This window comes from Pseudomonas sp. X10 (genome assembly GCF_054889225.1).
Genome location: NZ_CM142677.1, coordinates 4,899,573 through 4,923,794, shown reverse-complemented (window position 1 = coordinate 4,923,794; position 24,222 = coordinate 4,899,573). Strand labels below are relative to the sequence as shown.

23 protein-coding genes and 1 tRNA gene are annotated in these 24,222 nt (G+C 63.5%); 12 read left to right on the top strand and 12 right to left on the bottom strand.

All coding sequences use genetic code 11. From position 1 onward, the window contains the following. Positions 1 to 60 precede the first annotated feature (60 nt). A complete protein-coding gene (locus ACYU03_RS22455) occupies positions 61 to 678 on the top strand; it encodes an FKBP-type peptidyl-prolyl cis-trans isomerase (RefSeq protein WP_461886807.1) in 618 nt (205 codons plus the stop codon). A gap of 95 nt (positions 679 to 773) precedes the next feature. Here ACYU03_RS22455 and ACYU03_RS22450 read toward each other — a convergent pair whose 3' ends face one another. The 3 genes from ACYU03_RS22450 to ACYU03_RS22440 all read right to left on the bottom strand — a co-directional run bounded on the left by ACYU03_RS22450 (position 774) and on the right by ACYU03_RS22440 (position 2,575). Then, on the bottom strand, positions 774 to 1,019 hold the full coding sequence (locus ACYU03_RS22450) for a PA4570 family protein (protein WP_461886806.1): 246 nt from the start codon (positions 1,017 to 1,019) through the stop codon (positions 774 to 776). Positions 1,020 to 1,166: 147 nt separating this feature from the next. After that, on the bottom strand, positions 1,167 to 1,508 hold the full coding sequence (locus ACYU03_RS22445; RefSeq protein ID WP_461886805.1) for a zinc ribbon domain-containing protein YjdM: 342 nt from the start codon (positions 1,506 to 1,508) through the stop codon (positions 1,167 to 1,169). 98 nt (positions 1,509 to 1,606) lie between these two features. Continuing rightward, on the bottom strand, positions 1,607 to 2,575 hold the full coding sequence (locus ACYU03_RS22440) for a polyprenyl synthetase family protein (RefSeq protein WP_461886804.1): 969 nt from the start codon (positions 2,573 to 2,575) through the stop codon (positions 1,607 to 1,609). 247 nt (positions 2,576 to 2,822) lie between these two features. Between ACYU03_RS22440 and rplU the strand changes: the two genes are divergently transcribed. The 5 genes from rplU to ACYU03_RS22415 all read left to right on the top strand — a co-directional run bounded on the left by rplU (position 2,823) and on the right by ACYU03_RS22415 (position 6,508). After that, entirely contained in the window at positions 2,823 to 3,134 is a 312-nt protein-coding gene (gene rplU, locus ACYU03_RS22435) for a 50S ribosomal protein L21 (protein ID WP_461886803.1), read from the top strand. Between the two features lie 33 nt (positions 3,135 to 3,167). Beyond that, positions 3,168 to 3,425, top strand: coding sequence for a 50S ribosomal protein L27 (gene rpmA, locus ACYU03_RS22430; protein WP_225790574.1), 258 nt, complete (start codon positions 3,168 to 3,170; stop codon positions 3,423 to 3,425). A 193-nt stretch (positions 3,426 to 3,618) separates the two neighbouring features. Then, positions 3,619 to 4,839: an Obg family GTPase CgtA gene (gene cgtA, locus ACYU03_RS22425; protein ID WP_461886802.1), complete on the top strand. Its 1,221-nt coding sequence runs from the start codon at positions 3,619 to 3,621 to the stop codon at positions 4,837 to 4,839. Between the two features lie 84 nt (positions 4,840 to 4,923). Then, positions 4,924 to 6,042, top strand: coding sequence for a glutamate 5-kinase (gene proB, locus ACYU03_RS22420; RefSeq protein ID WP_461886801.1), 1,119 nt, complete (start codon positions 4,924 to 4,926; stop codon positions 6,040 to 6,042). Positions 6,043 to 6,064: 22 nt separating this feature from the next. Then, complete coding sequence (locus tag ACYU03_RS22415; protein ID WP_461891528.1) at positions 6,065 to 6,508, top strand: CreA family protein; 444 nt, start codon at positions 6,065 to 6,067, stop codon at positions 6,506 to 6,508. A gap of 102 nt (positions 6,509 to 6,610) precedes the next feature. On the opposite strand, the gene mksF is transcribed toward ACYU03_RS22415, so the two are convergent. The 3 genes from mksF to mksB are packed head-to-tail and all read right to left on the bottom strand — an operon-like array spanning position 6,611 to position 11,407. Further along, positions 6,611 to 9,442, bottom strand: a complete 2,832-nt coding sequence (gene mksF / locus ACYU03_RS22410) for an Mks condensin complex protein MksF (protein ID WP_461886800.1) — start codon at positions 9,440 to 9,442, stop codon at positions 6,611 to 6,613. Continuing rightward, the gene (mksE, locus tag ACYU03_RS22405) at positions 9,439 to 10,140 is read right to left on the bottom strand and encodes an Mks condensin complex protein MksE (RefSeq protein WP_461886799.1); all 702 of its coding nucleotides are present in this window, start codon (positions 10,138 to 10,140) and stop codon (positions 9,439 to 9,441) included. Before mksE ends, mksF begins: the two co-directional genes overlap by 4 nt. Further along, a complete protein-coding gene (gene mksB / locus ACYU03_RS22400) occupies positions 10,130 to 11,407 on the bottom strand; it encodes an Mks condensin complex protein MksB (protein WP_461886798.1) in 1,278 nt (425 codons plus the stop codon). Before mksB ends, mksE begins: the two co-directional genes overlap by 11 nt. Positions 11,408 to 11,636: 229 nt before the next feature. On the opposite strand from mksB, the gene ACYU03_RS22395 reads away from it, so the two are divergent. The 3 genes from ACYU03_RS22395 to can are packed head-to-tail and all read left to right on the top strand — an operon-like array spanning position 11,637 to position 13,570. Further along, positions 11,637 to 12,425: an energy transducer TonB gene (locus ACYU03_RS22395; RefSeq protein ID WP_461886797.1), complete on the top strand. Its 789-nt coding sequence runs from the start codon at positions 11,637 to 11,639 to the stop codon at positions 12,423 to 12,425. Continuing rightward, positions 12,422 to 12,874: a ribosomal protein S18-alanine N-acetyltransferase gene (gene rimI / locus ACYU03_RS22390; RefSeq protein WP_461886796.1), complete on the top strand. Its 453-nt coding sequence runs from the start codon at positions 12,422 to 12,424 to the stop codon at positions 12,872 to 12,874. The genes ACYU03_RS22395 and rimI overlap by 4 nt, the downstream gene beginning before the upstream one ends. 60 nt (positions 12,875 to 12,934) lie before the next feature. Further along, positions 12,935 to 13,570 (top strand): carbonate dehydratase, encoded by a 636-nt coding sequence (gene can / locus ACYU03_RS22385; protein ID WP_461886795.1) that lies wholly within the window; start codon positions 12,935 to 12,937, stop codon positions 13,568 to 13,570. A 128-nt stretch (positions 13,571 to 13,698) separates the two neighbouring features. Here can and ACYU03_RS22380 read toward each other — a convergent pair whose 3' ends face one another. Beyond that, positions 13,699 to 14,844 (bottom strand): hypothetical protein, encoded by a 1,146-nt coding sequence (locus ACYU03_RS22380; RefSeq protein WP_461886794.1) that lies wholly within the window; start codon positions 14,842 to 14,844, stop codon positions 13,699 to 13,701. Positions 14,845 to 14,934: 90 nt separating this feature from the next. Between ACYU03_RS22380 and ACYU03_RS22375 the strand changes: the two genes are divergently transcribed. Beyond that, complete coding sequence (locus ACYU03_RS22375) at positions 14,935 to 15,531, top strand: D-Ala-D-Ala carboxypeptidase family metallohydrolase (RefSeq protein ID WP_461886793.1); 597 nt, start codon at positions 14,935 to 14,937, stop codon at positions 15,529 to 15,531. 394 nt (positions 15,532 to 15,925) lie between these two features. Here ACYU03_RS22375 and ACYU03_RS22370 read toward each other — a convergent pair. Then, positions 15,926 to 16,002: transfer RNA gene (locus ACYU03_RS22370), tRNA-Met, on the bottom strand. 94 nt (positions 16,003 to 16,096) lie between these two features. Next, on the bottom strand, positions 16,097 to 17,029 hold the full coding sequence (locus ACYU03_RS22365; protein ID WP_461886792.1) for a FecR family protein: 933 nt from the start codon (positions 17,027 to 17,029) through the stop codon (positions 16,097 to 16,099). A gap of 187 nt (positions 17,030 to 17,216) precedes the next feature. Here ACYU03_RS22365 and ACYU03_RS22360 point away from each other — a divergent pair, with 187 nt between their 5' ends. Both ACYU03_RS22360 and ACYU03_RS22355 read left to right on the top strand, forming a co-directional pair. After that, positions 17,217 to 18,437, top strand: coding sequence for an MFS transporter (locus ACYU03_RS22360; RefSeq protein ID WP_461886791.1), 1,221 nt, complete (start codon positions 17,217 to 17,219; stop codon positions 18,435 to 18,437). A gap of 333 nt (positions 18,438 to 18,770) precedes the next feature. Next, a complete protein-coding gene (locus tag ACYU03_RS22355) occupies positions 18,771 to 19,931 on the top strand; it encodes an MFS transporter (RefSeq protein ID WP_461886790.1) in 1,161 nt (386 codons plus the stop codon). A 92-nt stretch (positions 19,932 to 20,023) separates the two neighbouring features. On the opposite strand, the gene ACYU03_RS22350 is transcribed toward ACYU03_RS22355, so the two are convergent. The 3 genes from ACYU03_RS22350 to ACYU03_RS22340 all read right to left on the bottom strand — a co-directional run bounded on the left by ACYU03_RS22350 (position 20,024) and on the right by ACYU03_RS22340 (position 24,056). After that, on the bottom strand, positions 20,024 to 22,498 hold the full coding sequence (locus ACYU03_RS22350) for a TonB-dependent siderophore receptor (RefSeq protein ID WP_461886789.1): 2,475 nt from the start codon (positions 22,496 to 22,498) through the stop codon (positions 20,024 to 20,026). 96 nt (positions 22,499 to 22,594) lie between these two features. Next, positions 22,595 to 23,554 (bottom strand): DUF4880 domain-containing protein, encoded by a 960-nt coding sequence (locus ACYU03_RS22345; protein ID WP_461886788.1) that lies wholly within the window; start codon positions 23,552 to 23,554, stop codon positions 22,595 to 22,597. Then, on the bottom strand, positions 23,541 to 24,056 hold the full coding sequence (locus ACYU03_RS22340) for a sigma-70 family RNA polymerase sigma factor (protein WP_461886787.1): 516 nt from the start codon (positions 24,054 to 24,056) through the stop codon (positions 23,541 to 23,543). Before ACYU03_RS22340 ends, ACYU03_RS22345 begins: the two co-directional genes overlap by 14 nt. Positions 24,057 to 24,222: the final 166 nt, after the last annotated feature.

Below are 24,222 nucleotides of genomic sequence, written 5' to 3'. Positions count from 1 at the left end.
GGCTGCTCGCCCTTTTCATAAAGGGCGCGGCTGTCGTGCGCCCTGCAGCGGAGCAAGCTAATGTCCGAACTCAACCTGTCCACCGACGAAACCCGCGTCAGCTACGGCATTGGCCGTCAACTGGGCGGCCAGCTGCGTGACAACCCGCCACCAGGCGTGAACCTGGAAGCCATCCTGGCGGGTCTGACCGACGCCTTCAACGGCCAGGAAAGCCGTGTGAGCGAGGCAGACCTGTCGGCCAGCTTCAAGGTCATCCGTGAAGTCATGCAAGCCGAAGCTGCCGCCAAGGCTGAAGCCGCTGCTGCTGAAGGCAAGGCGTTCCTGGCTGAAAACGCCAAGCGCGAAGGCATCACCACCCTGGCTTCGGGCCTGCAGTTCGAGGTGCTGACCGCTGGTGAAGGCGCTAAGCCTGGTCGTGAAGACAACGTCCGCACCCATTACCACGGCACCCTGATCGACGGCACCGTGTTCGACAGCTCCTACGAGCGCGGTCAGCCAGCCGAGTTCCCGGTTGGCGGCGTGATTGCCGGTTGGACCGAAGCTCTGCAACTGATGAATGCTGGTAGCAAGTGGCGCCTGTATGTGCCGAGCGAACTGGCCTACGGTGCCCAGGGCGTTGGCAGCATCCCGCCGCACAGTGTGCTGGTGTTCGACGTCGAGCTGCTCGACGTTCTGTAAGAGACCTGCTTCAGGGCCGCTTTGCGGCCCATCGCCAGCTGCCGCTGGCCCCTACCTGGCACTGGCCCTGTAGGAGCCAGTGGTACCTGCCTTGTTCAATTCCAGTCCGTCCCACCAGGGCGCAACGCCCGGGCATAGCAGAACAGGAACAGGTTGCGTACCAGCTCCTTGAGCACGATCGGTTCGTTCGAATTCAAGCCATTGAGGTCCAGGTCACCTTGGTCGCGCAGTTCATCGAGAGCGTCTTCCTCGATCACGGCACAGACCTCGCCGGTTTCCCGGTGCAGAATGCGTAGATAGGGGTGGGGGCGATCAAGCCAGGCGTCGATCAGATAAGTCATGGCTATTCTCCATTGGAAAGCGTCCCGATGAGAATAATTCTTATTATCAGAATAGCAAGTGCCTATTGGCGGTTTTTTTCCTGGGCGGGCAGGGACTCTGTTGCAGAATCTGTCGGGGCTGCGGTGGCAGCCCCGGGCCGCAGGGCATCAGACCTTACGCACGAACTCCGACTTCAGCTTCATGGCGCCGATGCCATCGATCTTGCAGTCGATGTCGTGGTCGCCGTCGCACAGGCGGATGTTCTTGACCTTGGTACCGACCTTGACCACCAGGGACGAGCCCTTGACCTTCAGGTCCTTGATCACGGTCACGGTGTCGCCGTCCTGCAGGACATTGCCGACTGAATCCTTTTTCACCACTTCATCAGTGGCAGCCTCGGCTTCGCCGTTGGCCGACCACTCATGGGCGCACTCCGGGCAGACCAGCAGGGTGCCGTCTTCATAGGTGTATTCGGAGTTGCATTTAGGGCAGGGTGGCAAAGTGCTCACTAGGTTTCCTCAAGACAGACAGGGATAAAGCCCACATTATATGAGGTTTTGTCGGTCAATGGGGAAACTGGCCCGTCATGGCGACGGGCCGGGAGGCGTCAGTGGGTGCGGGCGACCGCGAACTCGCTGAGTTCGGCCAGGGCGTCGCGGTATTCGCTGGCGGGCAGGGCTTCCAGGCAGGCGATGGCGCGGGCGACGTAGTCGCGGGCCAACTGGGCGGTGTAGTCCAGCGCACCGGAGGCTTCGACGGCGGCACGAATGCTCTCGAGGTCTTCGATACCGCCCTTCTGGATCGCCTGGCGCACCAGCGCGGCCTGTTCGGCAGTGCCTTCGCGCATGGTGTAGATCAGCGGCAGGGTGGGCTTGCCTTCGGCCAGGTCGTCACCGACGTTCTTGCCCAGGGTCTGCGCGTCGCCCTTGTAGTCGAGCAGGTCGTCGACCAGTTGGAAGGCCACGCCCAGGTGGTCGCCGAAGGTACGCAGGGCTTCGCGTTGCTCGGTGCTGGCCTCGGCCAGGGCGGCGGCGCTATGGGTCGAGGCTTCGAACAGCATCGCGGTCTTGCCGCGGATGACATCCATGTACACCTCTTCGGTGGTGCTGGCGTCGCGCACCTTGGACAGCTGCAGAACCTCGCCTTCGGCGATGACGCGGGTAGCCTTGGAGAGGATCTGCATGACCGGCATGGAGCCGAGCTCGACCATCATCTCGAACGAACGCGAGTACAGGAAGTCGCCGACCAGTACGCTCGGGGCATTGCCCCACAGGGCGTTGGCGGTGGAGCGGCCACGGCGCATGCCGGACATGTCGACCACGTCGTCGTGCAGCAGGGTGGCGGTGTGCAGGAACTCGATGGTCGCGGCCAGCAGGCGCAGGTCGTCACCTTCGCGGCCCAGGGCCTTGCCGCACAGCAGCACCAGCAGGGGCCGCAGGCGTTTGCCGCCAGCGGAAGTGATATAGTCGCCGATCTTCGATACCAGCGGCACGCGCGAGGTCAGCTGCTTCTTGATGATCTCGTCAACGGCGCTGAAATCGTCAGCTACCGCGCGGTAGAAAGCTTGGGGTTGCATCGGCTGCTCCATTGAGGTTGCGCGGCATGCTAGGTCGCGGGTCCCGGTGTGTCAAGGCGCGGTGCCCGTGGGCCGGGGGCGGGACTTGCAAGGGCCGGTAGGCTTGCGTACAATCGCGCACCCTGAACTTCCCTGGGCAGCACCTGCCTTACGCAATTGCACCGGGCCGTTCCAGCCCTTTGCAGCCATGCCAGCCAATACTCTTCCTATAAAGTGCTGGGTGAGCAGGATTATTGGAGAAATACCCATGTACGCAGTAATTGTTACCGGTGGCAAGCAGTACAAAGTCGCCGAAGGTGAATACCTGAAGATCGAAAAACTGGAAGTCGCCACTGGCGAATCCGTGACTTTCGACCGCGTTCTGCTGGTCGCCAATGGCGACGACGTGAACATCGGCGCTCCAGTCGTCGCTGGTGCCAAGGTTGTGGCTGAAGTCGTTTCGCAAGGCCGTCACGACAAAGTGCGCATCATCAAGTTCCGTCGCCGTAAGCACCACATGAAGCGTATGGGCCACCGCCAGTGGTTCACCGAGATCAAAATCACCGGTATTCAGGCTTAATCGCCTTAATCCCAATTTTTGGAGAATTGAACCATGGCACACAAAAAAGCTGGTGGTAGTACCCGTAACGGTCGCGACTCAGAATCTAAACGCCTTGGCGTGAAGATGTATGGCGGCCAGGTCATCAAGGCCGGCAACATCATCGTTCGCCAGCGCGGCACCCAGTTCCACGCCGGCTACGGCGTTGGCATGGGCAAGGACCACACCCTGTTCGCCAAGATCGAGGGCGTGATCAAGTTCGAGAAGAAAGGCGAGTTCGGCCGTCGCTATGTGAGCGTTGTCGCGGCCTGATCGCGATGTCGCTGGAGAAGCCCCGTCTTGCGACGGGGCTTTTTCGTTTGTGGAGTGAGTCTCTTGCAAAACTGTTTGTATGGGCTGCCGGCGCTGGTATCTGCGATCGTTGACGGGGGTCGCCGCGCTCATTTTTGCAAGAGCCTTATGTCTTTGAGTCATTCAGCTCGTCACCTGACGAGAGGCGGTTTTTATGAAGTTTGTTGACGAAGTATCGATCCGGGTCAAGGCCGGTGACGGCGGTAACGGTTGCATGAGCTTCCGCCGCGAGAAGTTCATTGAGAACGGTGGCCCTAACGGCGGTGACGGTGGTGACGGCGGCTCGGTGTACATGGTTGCCGACGATAACCTCAACACCCTGGTCGATTATCGTTATACCCGGCATTTCGAGGCTCAGCGTGGCGCCAACGGTGGCAGCACCGACTGCACCGGCAAGAAGGGCGACGACCTGATCCTGCGCGTACCGGTCGGCACCACGGTGATCGACTCCAGCACCCAGGAAGTGATCGGCGATCTGGTCACTCCGGGCCAGAAGTTGCTGGTCGCCCAAGGCGGCTGGCACGGTCTGGGCAACACTCGGTTCAAGTCCAGCACCAACCGCGCGCCACGCCAGACCACCCCAGGCAAGCCGGGCGACCAGCGGGACCTGAAACTGGAGATGAAAGTCCTGGCCGACGTCGGCCTGCTCGGCCTGCCCAACGCCGGCAAGAGCACCTTCATCCGCTCGGTCTCGGCCGCCAAGCCGAAGGTCGCCGACTACCCGTTCACCACCCTGGTGCCGAACCTGGGCGTGGTCAGCGTCGACCGTTGGAAGAGCTTCGTCATCGCCGACATCCCTGGCCTGATCGAAGGTGCCTCCGACGGTGCCGGCCTGGGTATCCGCTTCCTCAAGCACCTGGCGCGTACCCGCCTGTTGCTGCACCTCGTCGACCTGGCACCACTGGACGAAAGCAGCGCCGCCGATGCCGCCGAGATCATCGTCAACGAGCTGACCCGCTTCAGTCCGTCGCTGGCCGAGCGTGATCGCTGGCTGGTGCTGAACAAGGCGGACATGGTCATGGACGATGAACGTGACGAGCGTGTCAAGGAAGTGGTCGAACGCCTGCAGTGGGAAGGTCCGGTCTATGTGATCTCGGCCATCTCCAAGCAGGGCACCGAGCAGATCAGCCATGACATCATGCGCTATCTGGAAGACCGCGCCGACCGGCTGGCCAACGACCCGGCCTACGCCGAAGAGCTGGCCGACCTCGACCAGCGTATCGAAGACGAGGCCCGTGCCCAGCTGCAGGCCCTGGACGACGCACGTGCCTTGCGCCGTAGCGGCGTGAAGAGCGTGCACGACATCGGTGACGATGACGATTGGGATGACGAGGACGACGACGACGGTCCGGAAATCATTTACGTGCGCGACTGACCGGTTGCAGTACACTAAACGCCGCTCTCTGGAGCGGCGTTTTGGTATCTACGGTATCTACAGATCGACATAGGTTGGAAGAAGATGCGGAGCAAGGTGACAGGTGCGCGGCGTTGGGTCGTCAAGATCGGCAGCGCCCTGCTGACGGCGGATGGCAAGGGCCTGGATCGTGCGGCCATGGCCGTTTGGGTCGAGCAGATGGTGGCGCTGCGAGAGGCGGGCGTCGAGTTGGTGCTGGTGTCCTCCGGGGCAGTGGCGGCCGGCATGAGCCAACTGGGCTGGGCCAAGCGACCGAGCGCGATGAGCGAACTGCAGGCTGCTGCGTCGATCGGCCAGATGCGCCTGGTGCAGGCCTGGGAGTCGAGCTTCGCCGAGCATGGCAAGCACACCGCGCAGATTCTCCTGACCCATGACGACCTGTCCGACCGCAAGCGTTACCTGAACGCCCGCAGCACCCTGCGCACCTTGGTCGAGCTCGGTGTGGTGCCGGTGATCAACGAGAACGATACCGTGGTCACCGACGAGATCCGCTTCGGCGACAACGACACCCTGGCGGCGCTGGTGGCCAACCTGGTCGAGGCCGACCTGCTGGTGATCCTTACCGACCGCGACGGCATGTTCGACGCTGACCCGCGCAGCAACCCCGATGCCCAGTTGATCAGCGAAGCCCGTGCCGACGACCCAGGCCTGGACGCGGTCGCTGGCGGTACTGGTGGTGCGCTGGGCCGTGGCGGCATGCAGACCAAGCTGCGCGCGGCGCGTCTGGCCGCTCGCTCGGGTGCGCACACCATCATCGTCGGCGGCCGCCTGGAGCGCGTGCTGGACCGTCTCAAGGCCGGCGAGCGTCTAGGCACCCTACTGTCGCCGGAGCGTGGCATGATCGCTGCGCGCAAGCAGTGGCTGGCTGGCCACTTGCAGACCCGTGGCACCCTGGTGCTTGACGCCGGTGCCGTGCGCGCCCTGCGTGAGGCCAACAAGAGCCTGCTGCCGGTTGGGGTCAAGACCGTACAGGGCAGCTTCCGCCGTGGCGAGATGGTGGTGTGCGTCGGGCCAGATGGCCAGGAAGTGGCTCGCGGCCTGGCCAACTACAGCGCCCTGGAGGCGCAGAAGATTATCGGCCAATCCTCCGAGGCCATCGAAGGCTTGCTCGGTTATGTTGCCGAGCCGGAGCTGGTGCATCGCGACAACCTGGTCTTGGTTTGAGGAAAATACCGTGCTGAAAAGGATGCTTGCTGTCGCCGCGTTGGCGTTGCCGATGCTGGCGGGGGCTGAGGAGATCGGTCAGGTGTCGACCGTGTTCAAGTTCGTCGGGCCGAACGACCGCATCGTGGTCGAGGCCTTCGATGATCCGAAAGTGGACGGGGTGACCTGCTACCTGTCGCGGGCCAAGACCGGTGGCCTGAAGGGCGGCCTGGGCCTGGCCGAGGATCGTGCCGAGTCGTCCATCGCCTGCCGTCAGGTCGGGCCTATTACTTTCAAGGGGCAGCTTAAGGACGGTGAGGAAGTGTTCAAGGAGCGCACCTCGCTGGTGTTCAAGACCATGCAGGTGGTGCGCTTTCTCGACAAGAAGCGCAATACCCTGGTCTACCTGGTGTACAGCGACCGGGTGATCGAAGGCAGCCCGCAAAATGCGGTGACGGCGATTCCGATTTTGCCGTGGGCCCAATAACACCGCGTTGGTTTCCGGGAGGGCCTTGCCCTCCAATCGCGGGCAAGCCCGCTCCTGCAAGCTTGTAGGAACGGGCTGCGAAGTGGCCCCAGTTGCAGCCAATCAGGCCAGTTCTTCGGTCTCATCCTCCCGCACGATCGCTTTCACCTCATCGCGACGACTGATGAACTTCCAGTCCGCCTCGTCGATGTAGATGCCATTCGGCCCACTTCCGCCTTCCAGGTCGATCGCCACCCTTGCCGAGACCTGTGGCTTGACGCTTGCCAGGATAGGTACGAAGCCCAGTTGCTGGCTGGTCTCCAGCAGCGCGGCCTGGTTGCGTTCGTCGATGTCGGCCGCTTCGTCCAGGTAGTAGGGCAGGCGCACGCGGCCGGCGAGGTCGCGGTCCATCAGGTGCAGCAACAGGTACATGTTGGTCAGCGCCTTGATGGTCATGGTGGTGCCGTTGGACGCTGCCCCGTCGATGTCAGTGTGGATCACCGGCTGGCCGCCGACCTTGGTGATTTCGAAGGCCAGTTCGAACAGGTCCTTCAGGCCCAGCTGGTTGTGGTTGGCCGCCACCAGCCGCGCCAGGTATTCCTTGGCCTCTTCGTTCTTGTTGTCCTGCTCGGCGCTCTGGCTCAGGTCGAACACCGACAGGGTCTCGCCTTCCTCGTACTGGCCGGCGCTGTGAATGATCTGGTCGATGTGCTTGAGCGCTTCCTTGTTCGGTGCCAGAACGATCCGGAAGCTCTCCAGGTTGGACACCTGGCGCTTGTTGATCTCGCGGTTGAACAGTGCCAATTGGTGCTCGAGGCTGTCGTAGTCGCTGCGGATGTTGCGCAGGGTCCGGGCGATGTCGGTGACCGCGGCACGGCGTGCCTTACCCAGGGTCAGGGCTTCGTCGGTGCGGTGTGCATAGGCGTTGATCAGCAACTGGAGACGGCGCTCCATGTCGTCTTCGCTGTCGAACTTGGCCACGCCCTTGAGGCGTACCTGGGCGTACAAGGCTTCGATCTGGCCGTCGACGCGCTGCAGACCTTGCCAACTGTCTTGGTAGTCGTTGAGCAGCGGCAGCAGGTTGTCCATGGAGTCGTCTACCGGCTCCATGAACGGCGTGCCGAACGGTAGGTCGGCCGGCAGCAGCTGGCGTCGGCGCAGGGCGTCCTCGAGGGTGCGTTGTTTGGCTTCCAGGTCGGCGATCTGGCGGCCTACCAATTGCAGCTTGGCCGACAGTTGTTGGACGCGCTCGGTGAACGCATCGCTGGAGCGCTTGAGTTCGTCCTGGGCGGCTTCCAACTGGGCCAGTTGCTCCAGTTTCTCCGGCTCTTCGGCGGCGAGGGTCTGGGTGCGGCGGAAGTCTTCCAGGGCTTTCTGCGCATCCAGCACCTGCTGGTACAGGGCTTCGGTCTGGGTCTTGCTCGCGGCACGGTCGGCGGCCACGGCTTGTTGGGTCTTGAGCTGCTTGAGCTCCTTCTCCAGGCGCTCCTTTTGGTCGCGCAGGGCGGCACGGTCGGCCAGTGCCTGCAGGGCAGGCGGGTCGATGTGCGACAGGTCGATGGACAGACCCGGAGCCTCGAAGCGCTCGCCCTTGAAGCCGTCGAGCACCGCTTCCAGGGATTTCACCCACAGGTCACTGTCGTCCAGTTCGATGCCGCGCTCACCTAGCGGCAGGCTGAACAGCGCGCCGTTGAACAGGCGCATCAGGCGCTCGACATCCTGCTGGGAGAACTCTTCACGCAGGCGCGCATAGCTGTTGTTGTCGGCGTGGTCGAGCTGCTGCTTGACCGACTTCAGGCGTTTCTCCAGATCGCGCAGGCGTTCGTCCAAGTCTTCGGCGCTGAACTGGCGCGACTGGGCCAGGGCGCCGGCCAGTTCGTCGTGGGCGTCCTTGGCGGCCAGCAGTTGCTGTTCCAGGACCTTGACGTCATCGACCAGGGCAAAGCGGTGCTTGAGCACCGACAGCTCGCCGAGCCAGCGCTGGATGCCGGTGATCTCGCGCTCCAGGCGCATCAGCTCCTGGGTGCCGCTACGCTGGGTGTTCTGCAGCCCGTCCTGCTCGTTCTGGTAGTGCTCGGCCTGGATGGTCAGCTCTTCCTTGCGCGCCATGGCGTAGTCCTGCCAGGTGCCGAGCAGGGTATCGAGCAGGGGTGACAGGCGGTGCAGCTTGCCGCGCAGGATGTCGCGCTGGGCCACGCCGTTGGCCAGGGCCTCGACCAGAGGGCCGGCGGCGACCAGGGCGTTGTAGTCCTGCTCCATGCGGCGCACGTCGCGGAAGGCTTCCTCACAGGCGGCGATGTAGTCGACGCTGCCCGAGCGCAGGCTGTGCTCGAAGGCATCGAGGAACAGCTGCTTGAGCTTGGCCGCGGTGATCTCGCGCATGTGCAGCAGGTTGATGAACAGGGCGCGGAAGGTCTTCAGGCTTTGTTCGCTGGTCGAGCGCAGCGGGATCAGGGTCAGGTCCAGCGGCACCGAGGTGTGGCCGCCGACCAGCAACCGGCGCAGCTCATCCGGCTTGAGCTCGTAGGCTTTCAGGCCGTTGCGCTCGAGGTTGGTGAACAGCTCCTTCTGGCGCAGGCAGGTGTCGTTCTTCTGGTAGTGGGACAAGTCCAGCTCGCCGGCATAGGCGAAGAACTGGTGGCCGAAGCCGCCGCCCGGGCCTCGGCCGACCACGCCGATCACGTGTGGGCCGTGGGGCAGGTTGACCTCGCAGAGGATGTAGCTGGTGTCGGTGGCGAAGTAGAAGCGCCGCGACTGTTCCAGGCTGTACTTGCCGAAGCTCATGTCGGACATGCGCGCCAGGATCGGGAACTGCAGGGCGTTGATCGAGGCGCTCTTGCCCAGGTTGTTGGCGCCGTAGACCGACAGTGGGTGTTCCAGGGGGAACAGGCCGAGGCTGTAGCCGGCGGTGTTGAGCAGTGCGAAGCGGCGGATGCCGTAGCGGTCCTGGCTCATGCGTCAATCTCCTGTTGCTCTTCGGCAATGGCCCGGGCCAGGGCCTCTTCTTCGCTTTCCTCGAACGGGCTCAGGTCGAGCGGGTCGTCGGTGCGGTTCAGTTCCTCGGTGCTCTCTTCCTCGACCAGTACCGGCGTCGGCAGCGGCAGGGCGCTGTGCAGGCTGGCGGCCAGGTCGCGGTCTTGCTGTACCGACAGGCAGACGTCGAGGAAGCGGTGCATCGGCGGCAGGAAGCGGTAGATGCCGTTCTCTTCATGGGCGAAGCCCAGCTGGGTCATGCGGCGCATGATTTTCTCTTCCAGCTCGTCCGAGGTCTGCACCTCGGCCTGGATGAACAGGTCGCGGTACTTCTCCAGCAGCGAAGGCAGCTCGTCACGGCCGAGGCTGCCGCCGTCGAGCACCGACATCGGGTCGCGGCCCTGATCGGCCAGGTGCTCGACCAGGATGAAGGTGAACAGCGACAGGCGCTGGGCGGTCTTGTTGACTTGCGCGGCGGCCTGTTCGGGCACGAAGTAGTAGAAGCCACGGGTGTCGCACACCAGTTCGAAACCCAGAGCCTTGAACAGACCACGGTACTGGTCCTGGAAGTTGGACAGCTGGGCGTACAGCTCGGGGTCACGGCGGCTGATGTGGAAGCCCTTGAACAGCTCGCGGAAGATCGGTGCGAGCTGGGACAGTTCGGAAAGATCAAGATGCATGGGCAGGGCTCGCGTTGGATTCTGGCGAAGGTTCGCGGCTGGATGTCAGGGCAAAGGAGCGCAGGCTGACCAGGTGTTCGCGGGTGGTGTATTCACGGCGCCCGAGACGCTCGCGGCTGAAGCGCTTTTCCCGCGAGAGGCGCGAGAACCAGTACAGCAGCTCGTCGGTGGCGCCTTCGGGCTCCTGCTCCAACAGCCAGACCATCAGGTCCGGCAGGGGCAGGGCGTCCTCGCAGCGTTCGAGCATTTCCTTGACCGTGCGCGGCGCGCGCGGTGGGGCGCCCTTGTGGTTCTTGTGCGCCTTGGGGAACTGCGCAGGCTTGGGTTCGAAACGGGCGAGGGCGTAGACATAGGCCTCGACCTGGCTGGCGCTGCCGAGAAAGGTGCTCTGCGGCCGGGTGAACATCGGCATGGCGGCTTGCGGTACGGCGTCCAGGCCCTTGCGCCGGATCACCGACAGGGCCAGCGCTGCGCCACGGGTCACGGCGTTGTGCCGTCGGGCTTCTTCACGCAACGGCAGCAGCAGTTCACGGGCGTGGCGCAAGGTGAGCTGGGCGCTGGTCTGCATCTCGAGGATGCGCGCGTGGGTGCGCAGCAGCATGTCGTCGTCGACCAGGTGACCCAGGCGCGCTTGCTCGCCCAGCAGGCGCAGCAGCACGGTCTCGACCTTGCGCACACCCTGCTCGAAGGCGCCGTCGGCGTTGACCAGTTGGATCATCGGCTCGACATACTCGTCCCAGGTCGCCAGGACCTCGGCATAACGCTGGCGCAGCGGGATCTGGCGGTCGCTGGTCTTGGCCCGCTCGGCTACGGCGACCAGCGCCTGCTCATCGTTGTCGAGCTTTTTCAGCACATCGCGCACGCGCATGTCGAGCAGGCGCAACTGACGCGCCAGGTCGTCGCTGTCGCGGTTGTCGAAGGCGTCCTGGATATGCCCGGCCAGGCGCTCGAGGTGGCGCAGGTAGGCTTCGATCTCCAGGCACAGGCCCAGGCGATGCTCACGGCGCAGGTAGGCGAGGAAGTCATGGATCTGGGCATTGAGCTCGAAACGGTTCGGGCTCTTGGCCACCGGCACCAGGATATCCAGGCGGATCCATACGTCGAGCAGCTGGGTGATGTCCTGGGGCGTGCTTTCCAGTTGCTGCTGGGCCAATTGCAGGCGCAGCTCGACCAGGCTCATGGTGCCCTGGTCGAAACGCTCGCACAGCGGCTCGAGCAGGGCCCAGTGTTCGGCTAGGGCGCGCAGGACGCGCTTGGGTTCGATCATTGGCGGGTCGACTCGTTGCCAAATAAAAGGGGCAATTGTACTGCATCCAGGGGGGAGGATTTCACCCCTTGGTCTGTAATGCGGATCACTCAGGTTTTGTCGGCGGGTTCAGCGGCCTGTTCGCGGGCAAGTCGGCACCAGCGACAAAATTTCCGCCGGCCAGTTGCGGCGCAATGCAGGCAACGGCGTTAGAATGGCCGACTGATTTCGTTCCCCGGATACCCGTGCCTTGCTGACCGAGTCCCGCCGTCGCGCCTACCTTTCCGCCATGCAAGTGGTGCATTGGCTGCCGCGTGCCGAACTGCCGTTCGCCGCACCGTCGCGGCCGGAGTTGCTGTTGCCGGTGGCGCCGGTCGAGGATGTCGAGATCGAGGTGCGGTCAACCGCGCCGGCCTCTGCCGAAGCGCCTGCGGCACCCCAAGTCCGCTCCGGCGAACGGCCGAAGATCGAGATCCCCCGGCCTGGCAGCACGCCCAAGCCTGCGAGCAAGCCGGTCGAGACCACGGAAGAAGCGCCGGCGCCCCGTCCGGCACCAGTGCCACCGCCGCGCTTCGCCCTCCAGTTGCTGCGCGCTGGCAGTTGCCTGCTGTTGGTGGAGTTGGCCACCGGCCAGCCGTTCCAGAGCCGCGACCCGTCCTACCTGCTGCTCAAAGACATGCTGCGCGCCGCCGGCCTGCCCGACAGCCCGCAGATCATCGGCGAGCCTGTGCGCTGGCCGCTGCTGACCCGGGGCAGCCTGGACCAGGGCCCGGAAGCGGCGCGCGACTTCGTCCAGGGTTTTGTCCAGGTGCAGATGGAGGTGGCGCCTTGCACCTGCCTGTGGCTGGTCGGTCTGCCTGCCGTGCGCTTTGCCGGCGAGGCGCAGGACGACGCCTATTACCGCGAACTGTCGGTCAAGGGCCTGGGCGACGCCTGGGCCTTGCCCGGCCTTGAACTGTTGATGGACGAGCCGCAGCGCAAGGCGGACGTCTGGCAAGCGATGCGCCGGCTGATGGCGCGCTGGAAACCCGTTGAATGAGTGACTCGATCAGTTTCCGCCGGATGACCGAGGCGGATCTGGATGCCGTGCTGAAGATCGAATACGCCGCTTTCAGCCACCCCTGGACGCGAGGCATCTTCCTCGATGGACTCAAGTCCTATGAAATCTGGCTGATGTTCGAGGGCGGGCAACAGGTGGGCCATGGGGTGATCAACGTGATCATCGACGAGGCGCACCTGCTCAATATCACCGTCAAACCGGAAAGCCAGGGCCGTGGGCTGGGCCTGCGCTTGCTCGAGCACCTGATGAGCCGCGCCTACGCGCTCAACGGTCGTGAGTGCTTCCTTGAGGTGCGTGCCAGCAATCAGTCGGCCTACCGTCTGTACGAGCGCTATGGTTTCAATGAGGTTGGTCGGCGCCGCGACTACTACCCGGTAGCCGGCGGTCGCGAAGACGCCCTGGTGATGGCCTGCACCTTGTTCGAATAGGGTGTGACCCTGGCGGCTGCAGGTCCAGTCATACAAGCGCACCCTTGATGAGGCACTGACATGCACGACCTGCAGGAACTGATCGACAACAACGCACGCTGGGCTGACGCGATCACCCAGCGCGATCCCGAATTCTTCGCCAAGCTGGCGCGCCAGCAGAGCCCCGAGTTCCTCTGGATCGGCTGCTCCGATGCCCGGGTGCCGGCCAACGAGATCGTCGGCATGTTGCCGGGCGACCTGTTCGTGCACCGCAACGTGGCCAACGTGGTGCTGCACACCGACCTCAACTGCCTGTCGGTGATCCAGTACGCGGTGGATGTGCTCAAGGTCAAACATATCCTGGTCACTGGCCATTATGGTTGCGGCGGCGTGCGTGCGGCGATGCAGAACAACCAGTTGGGGCTGATCGACGGTTGGTTGCGTTCGATCCGTGACCTTTACTATGAAAAACGCGACGAGCTGGCCGCCCTGGAAGGCGAGGCCAAGGTCGATCGCTTGTGCGAGCTCAACGTCATCCAGCAAGTGGCCAACGTCGGCCATACCAGCATCGTGCAGAACGCCTGGCACCGTGGGCAGAGCCTGTCGATCCACGGGTGCATCTATGGCATCAAGGATGGCCGTTGGAAGAGCCTGGACACCACCATCAGCGGCTTCGCGCAGTTGCCGCCGCAGTACCGATTGCGGCCGTTGGCTTGAGCGGGCGGCGTCCAGTCCTGCCCGCGATCGAGTGAGCGGCACCCGTCTTGACGAGGTGCCGCCTGCACTGACGTATCGCGGGCAAGCCCGTGTCTACGGCTAGCGGATCATTTCCCAAGACCGCTGGATCATTCGACCTCGAATGGTTTGTGCAAGGTTCTCAAACTCCGTGTAACAGCTCCCGTATTGCACTTGGCCCTGGCTTGCTCCGGGGTCATGTCGCGCAGGGTGCGGAAGAACAGTTCGCAGGTCTGCTTCTTCGCTGTCACCTGCCACTTCTGGGTGCAGGCCTGCAGCGTCAGCTGCGCGTCGGCCCGGGGGGTGCGGCCCATGCCGGCCTGCCAGCAGGCAGCGCTGAGGTCCTGGCCCATCATCTTCAGGCCTGCTTCGTCGGCTTTGTCCTGATCGCCACCGTTGTTGGCCGGGTCGGCCGCGTACCAGATCGCACTCGGGTGATTGCTGCCGAGCACCGATACCTCGCTGCCGGGGGCCGGGCTGATGGTCGCCAGCCCCAGTACATCAAGCTTCGGCCCATACTGCTGCTGGATCCAGCTGCGCACCGGGGCGCCGAAGGCGACCATGGGTAGGGCCTGGCCGCTGTGGCTCAGGGTCATCTCCTTGACCATGCGCAACTGATAGTCGCGGAAGTAATCGTACACACCCTCCAGGTCCTTGCCGGCGCTGGCCGGGGCGGCGATCGGGGCGATGTCGACGATGGTCTGGTAGGCCGAGGTCTGCGCCGCGTCGACGCCATTGAAGGTCAGCAGTTCGGCCCAGCGGTCGGTGGTGTTGGAGCGTAGGTAGTCCTGGGCTTGGGTCAGCGAATAGTCAGGTGGAAAGTGCAGCAGCTCGATGCTGCGGCGGTTTTCCAGGGCCATGCCCAGTGGCAGGAACAGGTACCAGTCATAGGCCCACTTGCCTTCCTGATTGAGTCGGTTGGCGCCTTGATAGGCCAGTTCGCCGCTGTCGAGCAGGGCACGCAGGGGCTCGGCATAGTTGGCCGGGACGTCGCTGATGCTGGCATGCAGCTTGTCGTTGTCGCGGGTCACGCGGACTTGGGCGTTGGCATAGCCATCGCGCCGCACGCTCTGGGTCAGGTAGTGCTCGACGGTCTGTTCCAGGCTCCAGTCGCGGTAACAAATGACACTGCAGTTGTTGGGGTAGGCGAACAGGCGGGTGACGCGTTGCGTATCGCCGAGCTCGAATTGGGCGTCGGCCAGGGCCAGGCCGCTGAACGCCAGGGCGGCCAGGCCTGAAAAAGCAATCTTTTGCATGCTTAACTCCTTGTTGGTTGCCGCAGTGGTGGTTGGCAGGCGGACCCATACTGGATGAATTGCCCGGACCGGGGGAAGAGGAGGGGGAGCATGAAGCACTGGGGCAATCGCCTGCTGCTGGTCGTGGGGTGTCTGGGGACGGCGGTTGGGCAGGCTGACGAGCGCGACCTGTGGATGTTCGCGCAGTGGGCCGGTGACCACGAGAACCGGCGTTTTCGCGAGATGCTGGTGGATGCGCGGTTGTACGGGGTAGTGCCGATCCACCAGTTGTTGCGTTCGGCGTCGGACTGGCGCCTGTGCCGGGCCTCGCCCTTTGCCATACCGCCTGCCAGCCAATGGCCGGCCGTGCGCTCCACCCTCCAATTGCTCAAGACCCTGGTCGATCAAGGCCAGTTGCGTCAGTTCGAGGTGGTCTCTGCCTACCGCGATCCACGGCTCAATGCTTGCGCCGGCGGAGCTGTCGGCAGCGCCCACACCCGTGCTTTCGCAGTCGACCTGCTGCTGCCGGACTGGGCTGATCCCAATCCGCTCTGCCGCTTCTGGCAGCAACATGGGCAAGCCTGGAACATGGGGCTGGGACGCTACCCATCCGGACGTATCCATATCGACACGGCGGGCTACCGCACCTGGGGTGGCGACGGCAGTGCCGGGTCGTCGTTCTGTCCGAGGCTTGCGCCGAAGCCGTAGGCGCGAGATGGGCTCGGGTAGAGATGCTCGAAAAGGTTCTTCGCGGATTGCTGGGGGAATCAGTGGTGGTCACCAGGCGCATGCCTTAAGTCTTTTCGCGCCCTTACGATCCCGCGCGGCGCATCGCGACACAAGGCCGCTCCCACAGTAGCCTTGGTGCTGGGCGAAGTATTGCGTGGGGACTGTTGCGGCCACCGCGATATCTTTTTCGTACAAACAAGGGCTAAAACTTCGGTCTATCAGGCCATGGCACGTTGCAATCGATGTGGGAGAGGCCTTGTGTCGCGATGCGCCGCGCGGGCGGCGCGGGATCTCAAGAGCACCATGAGACCCAAGGCATGCACCCGCTAGCCATAAAAAAAGGGCTTACCTTTCGGTAAGCCCTTTTCGTATTTGGTGGCTACACAGGGACTTGAACCCCGGACCCCAGCATTATGAATGCTATGCTCTAACCAACTGAGCTATGTAGCCAAGTGGCGCGCATTATTCGCCTGAAACGCCTCCCTGTCAACACCCCTCCCAAAAAAAATTTACGCACGATCAACCGCTTAGCCGGAATAGCCGCTCAACGCACGATCAATGCCTGGCCGAGCACATCATTCACCTTCAGGTTCTGCTCGCGGGCCAGGGTCTCGAGGCTGATGGCGGCGTTGTCCAGGTTGAAGTCGCCGCTGACACGCCGATGGGAGGCTTGTTCATCCAGCAGCCAGGCGCGCTTGCCCTGATAACCCGCCAGTTGCTCGATCACCTGGGATAAGGGCATGTCCCGCGCTTGCAGGTGCCCGCTGCGCCAGGCGGTGCGGGCGGTGGTATCGGTTTTTTCCACCGAGTCCATGCGCAGGTCGTTGAAGGTGATCCGTTCGCCAGCGGAGAGCAAGCGTTCGTTGCCAGCGCTGTTGACCCCCGACTTGCCGCTGAGCACGACCAGTTCGTTGCGCCCGGCGCTGCGGGCCAGCATGAGGCGGGTGCCGTACACCTGGATGCGGGCATCGTCGACCTGCACTTCGAAAGGCCGGCCATCGAGCATGACCTCCAGGTACACCTGTCCTTGCACCAGTTGCAGGGTGCGGGTACGGCCGCGTAGGTCGATATTCACCGCGCTGGCGCTGTCCAGGTGCAGGGTCGAGCCGTCGGGCAGGCGTACCGAGCGGCGTTCGCCTGCGTCGGTGTAAAGCTCGCAGGCCAGCCGCTGCAGCACTGGCCAATAGAAGGCCAGCAAGCCCGCGAGCAGTAGTAGGAAGATCGCCGCCAAGCCTTTGCCGGTGTGGCTGCGTACGGCCTTGAGGGGTCTGGGCCGTGGCCGCGCGGGAGGTGGGCGCAGTTGTTCCCAGTACGCTTCGAGCTCGGCATAGGCGCGGGCATTGTCCGGGTCCTGCCGCCAAGCCTCGAAGGCCCTGAGCAGGGCTTCGCCGCACGCCGGATTGCGCAGGCGCGAAAACCACTCAAGCGCCTCTTTTTCAGGGTCGGCAGGGGTTTGCAAGGCGGGCATCGGGCTCATGAGGATCAGTCAACTCGCAGTTGGGGCGGGTGGTTTCGCCCAATGATCACGGGGGTATTGGTCCATGGATGCTAAATATATTGAGAACCATTTACAAGTACGTGAATGATAAGCGGTAAAAACAATGGCATTGTGTCTAGTTGTTTCCTGATAATTGGATCCCGACAACGCGGACGGATGTTTTTCCATGGCCATCAGCAGCACCCAGACCACCCCCCCGGCGAGTGCCACGACCACGGCCCAGGGCAGCCCACTGGTGATGCGCATCATCACCTTCTGCGCCCTGGCGCACCTGATCAACGACCTGATCCAGTCGGTGCTGCCGGCTATCTACCCGATGCTCAAGGCCAACTATGACCTCAGCTTCGCGCAGATCGGCATGATCACCCTGACCTTCCAGATCACGGCATCGCTGCTGCAGCCTTGGGTGGGCTTCTACACCGACCGCCGGCCGACGCCTAACCTGCTGCCGCTCGGTACCCTGTGCACCCTGGTGGGTATCGTCATGCTGGCGTTCGTCGGTAGTTTCCCGATGATCCTGTTGGCCTCGGCCCTCGTGGGGATCGGCTCCTCGACCTTCCACCCGGAGACCTCGCGGATTGCCCGCCTGGCCTCGGGTGGGCGTTTCGGTCTGGCCCAGTCCACGTTCCAGGTCGGCGGCAACGCCGGGTCTGCTTTCGGTCCGTTGCTGGCGGCGGCCATCGTGATTCCCTTTGGCCAAGGCAACGTCGCCTGGTTCGGCCTGGCCGGGCTGTTCTTCTTTGGCGTGACCTTGCTGCTGCGCCGCTGGTACAAGGGCCACCTCAACCAGTTCAAGGCCCGCGCTGGGCTGCAGGCAACCCATGGTCTGTCCCGTCAGCGGGTGATCGCGGCGTTGGTCGTGCTGGGCCTGCTGGTGTTCTCCAAGTACTTCTACATGGCCAGCTTCACCAGCTACTTCACCTTCTACCTGATCGAGAAGTTCGGCCTGTCGGTCGCCAGTTCGCAACTGCACCTGTTTCTCTTCCTCGGTGCGGTGGCGGCCGGCACGTTCTTTGGCGGGCCGATCGGCGACCGTATCGGGCGCAAGGCGGTGATCTGGTTCTCGATCCTGGGCGTGGCGCCTTTCACCCTGGCGCTGCCTTATGCCGACCTGTTCTGGACCACCGTGCTCAGCGTGGTCATCGGCTTCATCCTGGCATCGGCCTTCTCGGCCATCGTCGTTTATGCCCAGGAGTTGGTACCAGGCAATGTCGGCATGATCGCCGGGATCTTCTTCGGCCTGATGTTCGGCTTTGGCGGCATTGGCGCGGCGCTGCTGGGCTATCTGGCCGACCTACGCGGCATCGAGTACGTCTACAGCCTGTGCTCCTACCTGCCGCTGTTCGGCTTGCTGGTGGTGTTCCTGCCGTCCACTGGCAAGCGCTGAGCGTTCCATTGACGAGGCGGCCGGCCTTGGCCTAGAGTGCCGCCTCTTTTTCCCTGCATAGTCGATGTATGCGCCGTTCCCCACGCCCCAGCCGCCATTGCCAGCCCCCTGTTCGGGCCATGCGCAAGGCGTGGCCGAGCGATACGGTGCTCAAGCGTCGGCGCAGTGTCCTGTTCGCCTTCACTTTTTCCCCTCCCGCCGCCTGAACTGATCCGCGCCGCGTATCGGGCCTGCGTATTTGCGTGTCCGCAGGCGCCTGCATTCGAGCATCTTTCAGTGATTGTGTAGCCGTCCGGGGCCCAGCCGCCCTGGGCCGGTGTGTCGGGAGTGGTAATGAACAAGCGTTTGCTGGCGGGCCTTCTGTTCGCCGTGTCGGTGGTGGGTTTCAGCCTGGGGGCGAGCCTGCCGTTGGTGTCCCTGCGTCTGCTCGACAGCGGGGCCAGTACCCTGCAGATCGGGCTCATTTCGGCCATCCCGGCGGCCGGGATGATGTTGTCGGCATTCATGGTCGATGCCTGCTGCCGATACCTGACCCGGCGCACTATCTACCTGCTGTGTTTTGGCCTGTGCACCTTGAGCATTGCCCTGCTCGAGTGGGCGTTCTCCTCTATCTATCTATTGGCCTCGTTGCGCCTGACGTTGGGCATCGGCATGGGCATCGCCATCATCCTTGGCGAGTCCTGGGTCAACGAACTGTGCCCGGAGCACAACCGTGGCAAGATCATGGCCCTGTACGCCACCAGCTTTACCGGCTTCCAAGTGCTCGGCCCGGCAATGCTGGCGCTGATCGGTGCGCACAGCCCGTGGGTCACCGGCGTCGTGACCGCTTGCTACGGCTTGGCTCTGCTGTGCATTGTGCTGAGCGTGCCCAACGACCACGTAGAGCATGGCGAGGAAGGCGGGAAAAGTTTCTCCCTGGCCGGGTTCTTCCGTGTGGCGCCTTCGCTGTGCGTGGCCGTGCTGTTCTTCTCGTTCTTCGATGCGGTGGTGCTGTCATTGCTGCCGGTGTATGCCACCAGCCATGGTTTTGCCGTGGGCGTGGCAGCATTGATGGTGACCGTGGTGTTCGCTGGCGACATGATCTTCCAACTGCCGCTGGGCTGGCTGGCCGACCGCTGCGAGCGCACCTGGCTGCATTTGATGTGCGGCTTGGTGGCGATGGCGATCGGCATTGGCCTGCCGTGGCTGTTGCAGATGACTTGGTTGCTCTGGCCGCTGCTGGTGCTGTTGGGCGCGGTGGCGGGGGGCATCTACACCCTGGCGCTGGTACTGATCGGGCAGCGCTTCAAAGGACAGGACCTGGTCACCGCCAATGCCAGCGTTGGCCTGCTCTGGGGTGTAGGCAGCCTGGTCGGCCCCCTGGTCAGTGGTGCGGCGATGGACGTGGCGCCCCATGGCCTACCGATGGCCTTGGCGCTGATGGCGGGGCTGTTCGTGTGCTTTGCCCGGCATTCGTACCGGCGGGTGGGGCGGATGAATGCGCTGGCGGAGTGACGCTCATGCCTCACCGCAGGCCGGGCCGCTGGGCGGCCCATCGCCAGCTGACGCTGGCTCCTACCTGTGTGAGTCGATAGGCCGGCCTCGTATCAGAAGGCACCGCGCAGGGTCACCGAGACGTTGCGCGGGTCACCCCAGTAGTAGCCCGTAGCCGTCGGCGCCACCTGGCGGTAATACTTCTTGTCGAAGATGTTGTTGGCATTGAACTGCAGGGAGTAGTGGTCATTGAAGCGGTAGTTGACCATGGCGTTGTAGACCGCGTAGCCCGACTGCGAGGCCTCGGCAGTGCCGCTGCGGTTGTAGATGTCGCTCTGGGCCTGCACGCCGCCACCGATGGTCCAGGCCTCCAGTTCGCCAGGCAGGCGATAGCTGGTGAACAGCCGGAGCATGCGCTTGGGATCGGTGGTGCGGATCGCGTTGCCCGCATTGCCCGGGGTGTCTTTGAGGTACTCGGTGGAGTTGTAGGTGTAGCCGCCGCTGACCTGCCAGCCTGGCAGCACCTCGCCGGAAATCTCCAGCTCGAAGCCCTGGCTGCGGTTCTTGCCGGCCGCGATCTTGCAGTAACCGCTGGTGTAGTTCGGCAGGCAGGGATTGGGGCTGCTGACATCATCCAGCGGGTTGCCGACCTGGTAGATGCGGAAGAATGCCAGGGAGGTGTTCAGGCGGCCATCGTAGAACTCACCCTTGATACCCGTTTCGTAGGCTTCACCCTTGATCGGTTCGAGTACCGAGCCGCTGGCATCGGTCGCGGTCTGTGGATTGAAGATCTCGGTGTAGCTGGCGTAGGTGCTGAAGTTTTCGTTGAGGTCATAGATCAGCGCCGCGTAGGGCACGATCTCGTTGTCGACACTGAACTTGCCGTTCGATCTGGTGTTGTTCTCCTGCTCGTAGTCGTACCAGTTGGCGCGTGCGCCGATGATCGCGGTCAGTGGCTCGGCCAGCGAGATGCGCCAGGTGGCGTAGGCCGCTTCTTGGGTGGTGCGGGTCCTGACCGGATGCGCGGTGATGTTGATGTTCGGTTCAGGCAGGCTGGTCTTGGGGTCCCATTCGCGGATATCGAACTGGCCCGAGGTGACGAAGTTGGTGGCGGAAGCATAGGAGTCGTTACGGATGCGCTCCACGCCCAGCATCAGCTCGTGGGTCCTGCCGAACAGCTCGAACGGGCCATTGAGGGTAGCGCTCAGGTTGTTCTGCAAGCTCTCGCCGCCATCCCCTTCGGTTACCTGGTAGTTCATCAGGTAGGGGTTGTTGGTCGGGTTGTCCTCGCCTGTGGCGCGGGTGAAGTAGGTCTGCTTGAAACCATGGTCATCGAGCTCGAAGTGCGTGCGCATGGCCATCAGCTTGAGCGTCCAGTCATTGTCGAAGACATGCTCGAGTTCGGCGAAGGTCTGCAGGTTGCTGCGGTCCCAGCGGTTCCAGTCGGCACCCAGGTAGGTGCTGCGGCCCAAGGGTAGGGGCGAGCCGTCGTAGTCGGCGGGCAGGTTGCCCCAGGCGCCGGTGGCATCGAGTTTGGTCCACTCGAGGCCCGTGGTCAGGGTGGTGCTGTCAGTGAGATCGAAGGCCAGGACACCATAGAACATCTCCTTGCGCTCCATGCGCGAGTCTTGGAAGTGGTCCTTGTCGTCATGCACGGCGATCACCCGGCCCCGCACGTTACCCGTCTCGGTCAGCGGGCCGGACAAGTCGGCGACATAGCGTTGGGCATCCCATGACCCTAGGGTGACACTGCCTTCGCCCTGGAATTCACGGGTGGGGCGCTTGCGCACCAGGTTGACGGTGCCCGACGGGTTGCCCGCGCCCCGCAGCATGCCGGTGGCGCCGCGCAAGATCTCGGCGCGGTCGAGGATCGCCGAGTCGCTCTGGATGAACGAGCCGCCGCCGCTGCTCTGCACCACGGTGGCACCGTCGTATTGGATGGCGTCGATCGAGTAGCCGCGCGAGAAGTACTGCACCCGCTCGCTGTCGGTGAGGTTCACCACCACGCCTGGAGTCTGCTCCAGCAGGTTGGTGAGGTTGGTGATGTTCTGGTCGTCCAAGCGCTGGCGGGTGACCACGGTGACCGACTGTGGAGTATGGCGCAGGGTTTGCGGTGCCTTGCCGATGGTCACTGCGCCAGTGGTGTAGGAGCCGCTGTGCTCGGTGGTTTCTCCCAGGCGGTTGCTGGAAATGCTGGTAGCGCCCAGTTCCATTGCGCCCTGGATGTCCATGGCGGGGATCAGCAGGAAGCTGTTGTCACCCTGCTGCTGCACTTGTACGTCGCTGCCTTGGAGCAGGATGGACAGGGCCTGGGTACTGTCGTACCGGCCTTGCACACCTTGGGTGGTCTTGCCTTGCAGGCTGTTCGCATCGAACGACAGGTTCAGGCCGCCCTGGCGCGCCAACTGGTCCAGTGCCGTGGCCAGTGGGCCGGCTGGGACATTCCAGTCGATCTGCTGGCTCTGGCTGGCCGGCGCCGCCTGGACCAGAGCTGGCAGAGCGCAGCCGCCGGCCAGGCTCAGGCCGAACAGTGCGGCACGAACGGCATTGCGCAGGCTGTCGTTACGGGGAGAACTGGGGTGAATCATTGACCGCTCCTGAAGGTTTTGAAGACCACTTTTCGGGCTTTGTTCCTTCAGGCCGGACGAGAATGAGATTCCACCTCATTATTTTTCAACTATTTTTCAGGCGGCGCTGATGCTCACCCAATAACGCGTGCGGTAGTCGATGCGCACCGGCAGTGAGTGGGCGATCAGTTGCAGGATCTGGTCGGTATCCGCCAGTTGATAGGTGCCGGATACCTTCAGGCCGGCGACTTCTGGCGCACAGCGCAGCAGGCCCGGGCGGTAGCGCGACAGCTCGTCGACGAACTCACCGAGCGGCATCTGCTGCACGCTGAGCACGCCATCGGTCCAGCCCCACGGGTCGCTGTGCAGCTTGACCGCCTGGAACTGCCCGAGGCTGTCCAGTTGCAGGGTTTCACCTGGGTGCACCAGGTGCGGGGTGGTGGACGAGGAGGGGAACAGCGCGACTTCACCGCGTTTCACTGCAAGCAGAAGGCCTTGGCTGTTCTCCCGCAATAGCAATTGGCCGTTGCTCGTTTGCAGGTCACCCACGCGGGTGTTGATGTGGAACGGTCGGCGATCGTTGGCGTTGCTGTCCAAGCTGACCTCGCCCCGCACTAGGGTCATCAGGCGTTGCTCCGCGCTATAGCGCAGGTCGATGGCGCTGGCGCTGTTGAGCTGGATGCGGCTGCCGTCGATCCCCTTCAGGCTGCGGCGTTCCCCTGTGGCGGTGTGGTTGTCGGCAAGCATCGCTGGCAGGCCGAGGGGCTCGCGTGCCAACCAGCCAAGGCTGCCGCCGACACCCAGGACCGCCAGCAGCTTCAGATTGTCTCGACGGGAGATGAGCTGGCGCCGGGTACCTTCCAGAGTGCGGCGGCTCAGTCCACTGGGCAGGCAGGCCAGTTCGTCGCCCATGCGGCTGACCCGCTGCCAGGCGTGGGCATTCTGTGGATGGCTGGCCAGCCATTGCTGGAACTGTTGCTCGGTCTTCGGGCTGGGCTTGTCGAAGCGTAGTTTGACCAGCCATTCGATGGCCTGGTCGACCTGGGCTTGCCCAGGGGCGTGTTCAGGCGTCTGCATAGCGCAGCCGGTAGCAGACCGCCAGGGCTTTGGCCAGATCCCGCTCGATGGTGGCGCGGGAAACCTCCAACTGTCGGGCCACCTGTGGGATGCTCATGCCATCGAGCTGGGCGAGCAGGAAGGCCTGGCGTGCCCGTGGCTTGAGTTGATGGAGCATCTGGTCGAGGCGTTCGAGGGTGTCGAGGATGATCAGACGCTGCTCTTCGCTGGGGACTTCCCCGTCAGGTAGGTGAGCCAGGCTTTCCTGGTAGGCGCGCTCCAGTGCGCGACGGCGGAACTGATCGATCATCAGGCCACGGGCGATGCTGCTCAGGTAGGCTCGGGGTTCTTTCAGCGGTGAGGCCTGGCGCGCGTGCAGCAGGCGGACGAACGTGTCTTGGGCCAGGTCGGCGGCATTCTCCTGGCAGCCGACCCGCGCTCGCAGCCAGCCGCGCAACCAGGTGTGGTGGGCTTGATAGAGCAGATCGACCTCGGCCGGTTTCAGCGTGTCATTCATCTGCATCGTCTGGGAAGCCCTGAGCCTTGGCGTGATTGTTAATCGTTCTCATTTTATTCTCGGCGCGCGACAAAGAGCAACGGCCTATCTGGAAATTGCAGCGCAAGAATCGACGTTTCCCCGAGGGACGCCTGGGCTACCATGGACCCTTGTCGATCTCACAGGTACCGCG

Coding starts and splice junctions, on each gene's coding strand:
- ACYU03_RS22455 (WP_461886807.1), top strand. CDS start 61: ATGTCCGAACTCAACCTGTCCACCGACGAAACCCGCGTCAGCTACGGC.
- ACYU03_RS22450 (WP_461886806.1), bottom strand. CDS start 1,019: ATGACTTATCTGATCGACGCCTGGCTTGATCGCCCCCACCCCTATCTA.
- ACYU03_RS22440 (WP_461886804.1), bottom strand. CDS start 2,575: ATGCAACCCCAAGCTTTCTACCGCGCGGTAGCTGACGATTTCAGCGCC.
- rplU (WP_461886803.1), top strand. CDS start 2,823: ATGTACGCAGTAATTGTTACCGGTGGCAAGCAGTACAAAGTCGCCGAA.
- rpmA (WP_225790574.1), top strand. CDS start 3,168: ATGGCACACAAAAAAGCTGGTGGTAGTACCCGTAACGGTCGCGACTCA.
- cgtA (WP_461886802.1), top strand. CDS start 3,619: ATGAAGTTTGTTGACGAAGTATCGATCCGGGTCAAGGCCGGTGACGGC.
- proB (WP_461886801.1), top strand. CDS start 4,924: ATGCGGAGCAAGGTGACAGGTGCGCGGCGTTGGGTCGTCAAGATCGGC.
- ACYU03_RS22415 (WP_461891528.1), top strand. CDS start 6,065: ATGCTTGCTGTCGCCGCGTTGGCGTTGCCGATGCTGGCGGGGGCTGAG.
- mksF (WP_461886800.1), bottom strand. CDS start 9,442: ATGAGCCAGGACCGCTACGGCATCCGCCGCTTCGCACTGCTCAACACC.
- mksE (WP_461886799.1), bottom strand. CDS start 10,140: ATGCATCTTGATCTTTCCGAACTGTCCCAGCTCGCACCGATCTTCCGC.
- mksB (WP_461886798.1), bottom strand. CDS start 11,407: ATGATCGAACCCAAGCGCGTCCTGCGCGCCCTAGCCGAACACTGGGCC.
- rimI (WP_461886796.1), top strand. CDS start 12,422: ATGAGTGACTCGATCAGTTTCCGCCGGATGACCGAGGCGGATCTGGAT.
- can (WP_461886795.1), top strand. CDS start 12,935: ATGCACGACCTGCAGGAACTGATCGACAACAACGCACGCTGGGCTGAC.
- ACYU03_RS22380 (WP_461886794.1), bottom strand. CDS start 14,844: ATGCAAAAGATTGCTTTTTCAGGCCTGGCCGCCCTGGCGTTCAGCGGC.
- ACYU03_RS22375 (WP_461886793.1), top strand. CDS start 14,935: ATGAAGCACTGGGGCAATCGCCTGCTGCTGGTCGTGGGGTGTCTGGGG.
- ACYU03_RS22365 (WP_461886792.1), bottom strand. CDS start 17,029: ATGAGCCCGATGCCCGCCTTGCAAACCCCTGCCGACCCTGAAAAAGAG.
- ACYU03_RS22360 (WP_461886791.1), top strand. CDS start 17,217: ATGGCCATCAGCAGCACCCAGACCACCCCCCCGGCGAGTGCCACGACC.
- ACYU03_RS22355 (WP_461886790.1), top strand. CDS start 18,771: ATGAACAAGCGTTTGCTGGCGGGCCTTCTGTTCGCCGTGTCGGTGGTG.
- ACYU03_RS22350 (WP_461886789.1), bottom strand. CDS start 22,498: ATGATTCACCCCAGTTCTCCCCGTAACGACAGCCTGCGCAATGCCGTT.
- ACYU03_RS22345 (WP_461886788.1), bottom strand. CDS start 23,554: ATGCAGACGCCTGAACACGCCCCTGGGCAAGCCCAGGTCGACCAGGCC.
- ACYU03_RS22340 (WP_461886787.1), bottom strand. CDS start 24,056: ATGCAGATGAATGACACGCTGAAACCGGCCGAGGTCGATCTGCTCTAT.